This is a genomic window from Kitasatospora putterlickiae (genome assembly GCF_039527695.1).
Lineage (GTDB): Bacteria > Actinomycetota > Actinomycetes > Streptomycetales > Streptomycetaceae > Kitasatospora > Kitasatospora putterlickiae.
The window spans coordinates 1-7,929 of record NZ_BAAAKJ010000542.1; the positions used below are offsets into that span (position 1 = coordinate 1).

The window sequence follows — 7,929 nt, forward strand, 5'->3', positions numbered from 1 at the left end:
GCCGTCCGCCCCGTGGCGGGTGCGGGCGGCCGGGTCGGACCGGTCGCTGGACGCCCGGGGCGGCCGGTCCGGCGGTCGGTCGGTTCGGGCAGGCTCGGGTGGCGGGGTCGAGCGGCCGCTACAGCTCGCTCCACCCCTGGTCGGGATAACGGTGGACCGGCGCCGAGATGTCGTCGAGCGCACCGCGGATCTCCTCCGGAAGCGTAAGCTCCTCCACCGACAGCGCCGCCTGAAGCTGTCCGACGGTCCGTGCCCCGACCAGCGCGCTCGCGACCCCGGGACGGTCCCGGACCCAGGCCAGCGCGACCGCCAGCGGGCTGCTGGCCAGCCCGTCGGCGGCGGTCGCTACGGCGTCCACGATCCGCCGGGAGCGTTCCCCGAGGTAGGGCTGGACGAACCCGGACAGGTACGGCGAGGCGCCGCGCGAGTCCTGCGGCAGGCCGTGCCGGTACTTGCCGGTGAGCACGCCGCGCCCGAGCGGGGAGCCTGCGAGCAGGCCCACTCCGGCGTCCCGGGCGGCCGGCAGGGCCTCGCGCTCGATGCCGCGCTGGAGCAGCGAGTACTCCAGCTGAGCCCCGGCCAGCGGCACCCGGCCGTGGTGGGCGTGCTGCCAGGTGGCGGCCTTGGCGAGCTGCCAGCCGCTGAAGTCGCAGACCCCGACGTAGCGGGCGCGGCCGGAGGAGACGGCGATGTCCAGGGCGCTCAGGGTCTCCTCGACCGGGGTGGCCGGGTCGAAGGCGTGCACCTGCCAGAGGTCGACGTAGTCGGTGCCGAGCCGGCGCAGCGAGGCGTCCAGCGCGGCGAGCAGGTGGCCGCGCGAGCCGTCGAAGCGGCGGCCGGAGGCCGGCACGCTGCCCGCCTTGGTGGCGATCACCAGTTCGGAGCGGGGGATGAGGCTGTCGGTGAGCCGGGAGAGCAGGTACTCGGCGTCGCCGTCCGCGTAGACGTCGGCGGTGTCGACGAGGTTGCCGCCAGCGTCGACGAACTCCTTGAGCTGTTCGGCGGCCTCCTGCTCGTCGGTGTCGCGACCCCAGGTCATGGTGCCGAGGCCGAGCCGGGAGACCTGCAGCCCGGTGCGGCCGAGGTGACGCATTTCCATCGGACGGGCCCTCTCACTGGCCGAAGGTGCGGTGGCACAACGCTGCGGGGCGGCTCGCCCGACGGGGACAAACCCGCAGGTGGGACGCGGCGCCCCACGTCGGCTGAGCGTAGCGGCCGGTGCCCGGGCAGGTGTGCAGACCCGCAGGAAGATCACCGTCGGCCGCACCGGACCGGAGCGCGCGGACCGACCGCCGGAATGTGACCCGCAGCACGGCTACCGGCCAGTAGCATGTCGGCCGGACGCGTCGTCGCGCTCCCGAGCAACCCGACTGGAAGGCAGTGCCCATGCGACTCGGCATCAACCTCGGCTACTGGGGACTCGGCATGGACGCCGACAACATCGCCGTCGCGCAGGAGGCCGACCGGCTCGGCTACGCGGTCTGCTGGGCCGCCGAGGCGTACGGCTCGGACGCGGCCACCGTGCTCTCCTACGTCGCCGCCAGGACCGAGCGGATCGACGTCGGCTCGGCCATCTTCCAGATCCCGGCCCGCACCCCGGCGATGACCGCGATGACCGCCGCCACCCTGGACACCCTCTCCGGCGGCCGCTTCCGGCTCGGCCTCGGCGTCTCCGGTCCGCAGGTCTCCGAGGGCTGGTACGGCGTGAAGTTCGACAAGCCGCTGGCCCGCACCCGCGAGTACGTGGAGATCATCCGCAAGGCGATGTCCCGCGAGCGGCTGGTCCACGACGGCGCCCACTGGACGCTGCCGCTGCCCGGCGGCCCCGGCAAGCCGATCAAGCTCACCGTGCACCCGGTGCGCGAGCACATCCCGCTGTACATCGCCGCGATCGGCCCGAAGAACCTGGAGCAGACCGGCGAGATCGCCGACGGCTGGCTCGGCATCTTCTTCGACCCCGCGCACGCCGCGCTCTCCCTGGACCCGCTGAGGGCCGGCCGCGCCAAGGCCGGCGCCGAGCCGGGCAAGGAGTTCGACGGCTTCGACGTCTGCCCCACCGTCGCCATCGCCGTCGGCGAGGACGTCAAGGCCGGTGTCGACTCGCAGCGCGCCTACACCGCGCTCTACATCGGCGGCATGGGCAGCAAGGAGAAGAACTTCTACAACCAGCTCGCCCGCCGGATGGGTTACGAGCAGGCCGCCGACGAGGTCCAGGAGCGCTACCTGGCCAAGGACTACGCGGGCGCGGCCGCCGCCGTCCCGCACGACCTCATCGACGCCACCTCGCTGATCGGCGACACCGCCCGGATCGCCGACCGGATGCGGGCCTACGCGGACGCGGGCGTCACCACGCTCACCCTGGCCCCGGCGGGCTTCACGCTCGACGAGCGGATCACCGCGCTGCGCACCGGCGTCGAGGCCCTGGAGCGCGCCGGCCTCGCGTAGCGGCGGCGGGGCCCCTTTCCGTGCGGGACGGGGAGGGGCCTACAGCCAGTCGTGCCGCTTGAACACCCGGTGCAGCAGGACGCAGACCAGCACCATCAGCGAGACCGCCGCCGGGTAGCCCCAGGGCTGGCGCAGCTCGGGCATGTGCTCGAAGTTCATCCCGTACACGCCGGCGATCATCGTCGGCACGGCGGCCAGTGCCGCCCAGGCGGAGATCTTCCGCATGTCGTTGTTCTGCTGCACGCTGACCTGTGCCAGGTTGGCGGCCAGGATGTCCGACAGCAGCCGGTCCATGCCCTCCACCTGGTCGTTGGTGCGGGCCAGGTGGTCCGAGACGTCCCGCAGGTACGGCAGCGCCTCGGCGCGGACGTACGGCGCGCCGCCGCGCTCCAGCCGCAGCATGGGGTCGACCAGCGGGCCGGTGGCCCGGCGGACGGTCACCAGCTGCCGCTTGTAGCCGTAGATCCGGCTCGCGACGTCGCGCCCCACCCGGCCGGGCGCGAAGACGTCCGCCTCCAGCTCGTCGAGGTCCGCCTGGATGCCGACGGCCACGTCCACGTAGCCGTCCACCACCGTGTCGCAGACCGAGTGCAGCACGGCGCTCGGACCGAACCTGAGCACCTCCGGCTGCCGCTCCAGCTGGGAGCGCAGGTCGCCGAGCGGGCTGTCCGCGCCGTGCCGGACGGTCATCACGAAGTCCTCGCCGACGAAGAGCATCACCTCGCCGCTGGTCACCGCGTGGCCGCCGGGGTGGTAGCCGAGCGTCTTGAGCGCCACGAACAGCGAGCCCTGGTACGGCTCCACCTTCGGGCGCTGGTGGGCGCCGACCGCGTCCTCGACGGCCAGCGGGTGCAGGCCGAACTCGGCGCCGACCCGGTCGAGTTCCTCGGTGGTGGGCTCGAACAGGCCTATCCAGACGAAGCCGCCCGGGCCCGCCGCCCGCGCGGCGGCGAGGCTGCCGGCCGGGTCGGCGGGCGTCGCGACCGGTCGGCCGTCGCGGTAGATGGCACAGTGGACGATCATGCGGGCCATTGTCGCCGCAAAACCGTGTCCGAAACATCCGCCGCCACGACGGTTCGTCCCGCCGCCGGGGACGCCGCCGGGGACGCCACCGGGGGCGGTGGCCGGAGATCCGCGCCCGGGCCCGCCCCGGCCCGGGAGGCCGTAGGGTAGGCCCCATGCCCACCCTGCTGCTCGTCCGCCACGGCCGCTCGACCGCGAACACCGCCGGAATCCTGGCCGGTTGGACACCGGGGGTGGAGCTCGACGACACCGGGCGCGCGCAGGCCGCCGCGCTCGCCGACCGGCTCGCCCCGGTCCCGCTGGTGCAGGTGGTCAGCAGCCCGCTGGAGCGCTGCCGGCAGACCCTGGAGCCGCTGCTCGCCGCCCGCCCCGAGCTGGCCGGCCCCGCACTGGACGAGCGGCTCGGCGAGTGCCACTACGGCGAGTGGACCGGCCGGCCGCTGGCCGAGCTGGCCAAGGAGCCGCTGTGGCGCGTCGTCCAGGACCACGCGGCGGCGGCCGCCTTCCCCGGCGGCGAGTCGCTGCGCGAGCTGAGCCACCGCACGGTGGGCGCGGTCCGCGAGTGGAACGAGAAGATCGCCGCCGAGCACGGCGAGGACGCGGTCTGGGTCGCCTGTTCGCACGGCGACGTGATCAAGGCGGTGGTGGCCGACGCGCTCGGCCTGCACCTCGACCACTTCCAGCGGATCAACGTCGACCCCTGCTCGGTCACCGCGATCCGCTACACCGCGCGCCGGCCCTTCCTGCTGCGGATGGGCGACACCGGCGACCTCGCCCCGCTCGCCCCGCGGCCCGCCGGCCCGGGCGGCCGGAGCGGTCCCGGCGGGGACGCGGTGGTCGGCGGCTCCACCGGCACGGCCTGAGGCGTCCGCCGGGTTCCGTGCCCGGCCACCGCCGGGGGCTCGGCTCCCCGACGCGGCCCCGGAGGTCGTAGGGTGACCAGTGGGTCCCCGCGCCGCGGCCCGGGCACCCCGGACCACCCAGCCCCGACCCCCGACCGACCCCAGCGGCGTCCCCGGACGCCCACGACGATCGATACGACCCGGAGCGAGAGCGTGACCCGTCAGGTCTTCTTCTACGACCAGCCCGAACGGTTCGTGGCCGGCACCGTCGGCCAGCCCGGCGCCCGGGCGTTCTACCTGCAGGCCAGCGCCCGCGGGCGGATCACCAGCGTGCTGCTGGAGAAGACCCAGGTCGCCGCGCTCGCCGAGCGGATCGACGAGGTCCTCGACGAGGCGCTGCGCCGCAGCGGCGGCGCGGCCACCATCCCGGCCAGCGCCCCGCAGGACCTGCTCGACACCGCGCCGCTGGACCTGCCGCTGGAGCAGGAGTTCCGGGTCGGCACGATGGCGCTCGCCTGGGACAGCGTGGACGGCTGCCTGGTGGTCGAGGCCCAGGCTCTGGTCGAGGAAGAGGAGGGCGAGGAGGAGGGCGCCGCCGTCTTCGAGGACGACGAGAACGGCCCGGACATGCTCCGGGTGCGGCTGTCCGGCGCGATGGCCCGGGTGTTCGCCAAGCGGGCGCTGGACCTCGTCGCGGCCGGCCGCAAGCCCTGCCCGTTCTGCAACCTCCCGCTCGACCCGGAGGGCCACCTGTGCCCGCGCGCGAACGGGTACCGGCGCTGAGCACGCCGACCGCGCGGCCGGCCGACCCGCCGGAGCCGCCGCGGTCCGACCCCGCCGAGAGCGCCGCCCTCGCCGCCGACCCGTCCAGCGCGCTGCGGCTGCTGCGCGAGGGCGGGCTGACCGTGCACGGCCGGCTCACCGACGCCTCCAACGCCGCCCTCTACTGCACCGTCAGCGCGGCCGACGGCCGCCGGGCCCAGGCCGTCTACAAGCCGGTGGCCGGCGAGCGCCCGCTCTGGGACTTCCCGGACGGCACCCTGGCGGGCCGCGAGGTCGCCGCGTACGAGCTGTCCGCCGCCACCGGCTGGGACCTGGTCCCGCCCACCGTGCTGCGCGACGGCCCGCACGGCCCCGGCATGGTGCAGCTGTGGGTGGAGCCCGACCCGGAGGCCGCCCCGCTGCTCGCGCTCCAGGACCCGCGCGGCCCCGAGGACGGCTGGCTGCCGATCGTCCGGGCCGAGGTCGGCGACGGGCGCACCGCGCTGCTGGTCCACCCCGACGACCGGCGGCTGCGCCGGCTCGCGGTGCTGGACGCCGTCCTCAACAACGCCGACCGCAAGGGCGGCCACCTGATCCCGGCCGCCGACGGCCGGCTCTACGGCATCGACCACGGCGTCACCTTCAACACCGAGGGCAAGCTGCGCACCCTGCTCTGGGGCTGGGCCGGACAGCCGCTGCCCGCCGAGGCGGCCGAGGTGCTGACCGGGCTGGCCGTTCAGTTGGACGGCGCGCTGGGGGAGCGGCTGGCCCCGCACCTGACCGCCGCCGAACTGGACGCCGCCCGCTCCCGGGTGGCCGCCCTGCTCACCACCGGCACCCACCCGCTGCCCTCCGAGGACTGGCCGTCCATCCCCTGGCCGCCGGTGTAGTCGCCGGTCCGCCTCCCGGCCGCTCCTGACCGGTGCGGCCGGGACGGGTGTGCCTTCGGCTCGGGGCGTGCGGCGGCGGGCGACCCCTCGATCCCATGGTCCACGGGGCGGTACAGCCGGTATTGGTCTGGACCGGTGAGCCGCCCTGGCCGCACACTGCGACGATGGAAGAGCGACGGACCACCCCCCACCTGGACCTGCCGCTGCACCGCCTCCAGGTCCCGCTGCCGCATCTGCTGCCGTTCGCGATCGGCAGTTTCGACGCCATCGGCCCGCTGTCCCGGGCCGGCTTCCCCCACCGGCACTCCTTCTACGAGATCGTCTACGTCACCGGCGGACGCGGCGCCCACGTCCTGGACCTGGTCCAGCGGCCGCTGCAGCCCCCGCAGTTGTGCGTGATCGCGCCCGGCCAGGTGCACTACTGGGCGGACGCGGACGACCTCACCGGACAGGTCGTGCTGTTCAACGAGGACTTCCTGCTGGCCCACCCGCAGGACCTCGCCGCGCTGCGCACCCTGGCCTCCCGCCCGGCGGTGTGCCTGGGCGAGCAGGCCGGGCCGATCGCCGGGCTGCTGGCGGACATGGAGGCCGAGTACCGGGCCCGCCCGGCCGGCTACCCGGGCGTGCTGCGGGCCAGTCTGCACATCCTCATCGTGCGCGCCCTGCGGGCCTGTTCGCCCGGCGGCGCGGGCGCGCTCCCCGGCCGCACGGGGGACCTCGCGGCCGCCTTCACCCGGCTGATCGCCACCCCGGGCGGGGTGCAGCGCTCGGTCGCCTCCTGCGCGCACGAGCTGGGCGTCTCCTCCGGGCACCTGCAGGCGATGGTCAAGCAGGCGACCGGCCACACCCCGGGCCGGCTGATCCGCCAGCAGCAGACGCTGGAGGCCAAACGCCTGCTGGCCTGCACCGAACTGACGGTGCGGCAGGTGTCCAGGGAGGCCGGTTTCGGCGATCCGGCGTACTTCTGCCGGTTCTTCCGCCGGGAGACCGGGATGACGCCGGGGGAGTTCCGGTCGAGGGTCGGAGGAAATCACCACGATCCCCGGATCACGTCCATCGCGGCGGCCCCTGGCGGCCCGTAGTTTGACTGCTGGCCACCGGCGGGCCGCCCGGCGCGAGCGGGCGGCCCGTCGGCCCGGTCCTTGTCATGCCCCCACCATGGCAAGGGCCGCCCCCGGACGGCACCACCAGATCCCCCACACTCACACCGAAGGAGTCGGCGCATGCCCGCGTCCGAAGAGCCTCTCACCGGGACGGACGATCCGATCGACCGCCGGATCAGCCGCAAGACCGTCCTCCGGGCCGCCGCCGTGCTCGGCACCGCGCCGCTGCTGGTCGGCGGAGGCGTCGCACTGGCCCGTGACCGGGTCGGCACCGGCGAGACGCCGGAGTTCACCCCCGAGTGCCACGACGGCGACGCCCCGACCATCGAGCAGACCGAGGGTCCCTACTTCAAGCCCAACTCCCCGCTGCGCACCTCGCTCATCACCGACAGCACCCCGGGCACCCGGCTCACCGTCAGCGGCTTCGTCTTCGGCCGTGGCTGCCTGCCGATCGGCAACGTCCTGATGGACTTCTGGCAGGCCGACGTGAACGGCAACTACGACAACTCCGGCTACACCTTCCGCGGCCACCAGTTCACCAACGCCCAGGGCGCGTTCAGCCTCACCACGATCGTGCCCGGCCTCTACCCCGGCCGCACCCGGCACATCCACGTCAAGCTCCAGGCGCCCAACCGGCCGGTGATCACCACCCAGCTGTACTTCCCGAACGAGCCGCGCAACAGCACCGACACCATCTACGACGCCCGGCTGCTGATGAACGTGCGCCAGGTCGGCTCGGCCAAGGAGGCCACGTTCGACTTCGTGCTCAACGTGGCGCAGACCCCGACGCCGACGACCACGCCCACCTCGCCGAGGCCGACCTCGCCGACGCCGACCCCGACCAGCGGCGGCACCTGGGCCGCC

At 74.6% G+C, this 7,929-nt stretch carries 8 protein-coding genes; 6 read left to right on the plus strand and 2 right to left on the minus strand.

The window, feature by feature from the left end:
• Positions 1-118: 118 nt before the first annotated feature.
• Positions 119-1,099, minus strand: coding sequence for an aldo/keto reductase (locus ABD308_RS39015; RefSeq protein WP_344345812.1), 981 nt, complete (start codon positions 1,097-1,099; stop codon positions 119-121).
• Between the two features lie 287 nt (positions 1,100-1,386).
• Here ABD308_RS39015 and ABD308_RS39020 point away from each other — a divergent pair, with 287 nt between their 5' ends.
• Entirely contained in the window at positions 1,387-2,445 is a 1,059-nt protein-coding gene (locus ABD308_RS39020) for an LLM class F420-dependent oxidoreductase (RefSeq protein ID WP_344345814.1), read from the plus strand.
• A 39-nt stretch (positions 2,446-2,484) separates the two neighbouring features.
• On the opposite strand, the gene ABD308_RS39025 is transcribed toward ABD308_RS39020, so the two are convergent.
• Complete coding sequence (locus ABD308_RS39025) at positions 2,485-3,477, minus strand: magnesium and cobalt transport protein CorA (RefSeq protein ID WP_344345816.1); 993 nt, start codon at positions 3,475-3,477, stop codon at positions 2,485-2,487.
• Positions 3,478-3,623: 146 nt separating this feature from the next.
• Here ABD308_RS39025 and ABD308_RS39030 point away from each other — a divergent pair, with 146 nt between their 5' ends.
• The 5 genes from ABD308_RS39030 to ABD308_RS39050 all read left to right on the plus strand — a co-directional run.
• Positions 3,624-4,331, plus strand: coding sequence for a histidine phosphatase family protein (locus ABD308_RS39030; protein WP_344345818.1), 708 nt, complete (start codon positions 3,624-3,626; stop codon positions 4,329-4,331).
• Positions 4,332-4,523: 192 nt separating this feature from the next.
• Positions 4,524-5,093, plus strand: a complete 570-nt coding sequence (locus ABD308_RS39035; protein WP_344345820.1) for a DUF3090 domain-containing protein — start codon at positions 4,524-4,526, stop codon at positions 5,091-5,093.
• A 92-nt stretch (positions 5,094-5,185) separates the two neighbouring features.
• Positions 5,186-5,962 (plus strand): SCO1664 family protein, encoded by a 777-nt coding sequence (locus ABD308_RS39040; RefSeq protein ID WP_344345828.1) that lies wholly within the window; start codon positions 5,186-5,188, stop codon positions 5,960-5,962.
• Positions 5,963-6,126: 164 nt separating this feature from the next.
• Positions 6,127-7,044, plus strand: coding sequence for a helix-turn-helix domain-containing protein (locus tag ABD308_RS39045; protein WP_344345822.1), 918 nt, complete (start codon positions 6,127-6,129; stop codon positions 7,042-7,044).
• Positions 7,045-7,185: 141 nt separating this feature from the next.
• Positions 7,186-7,929: dioxygenase family protein (locus ABD308_RS39050; RefSeq protein WP_344345824.1), on the plus strand; the 744-nt coding region annotated here is incomplete at its 3' end.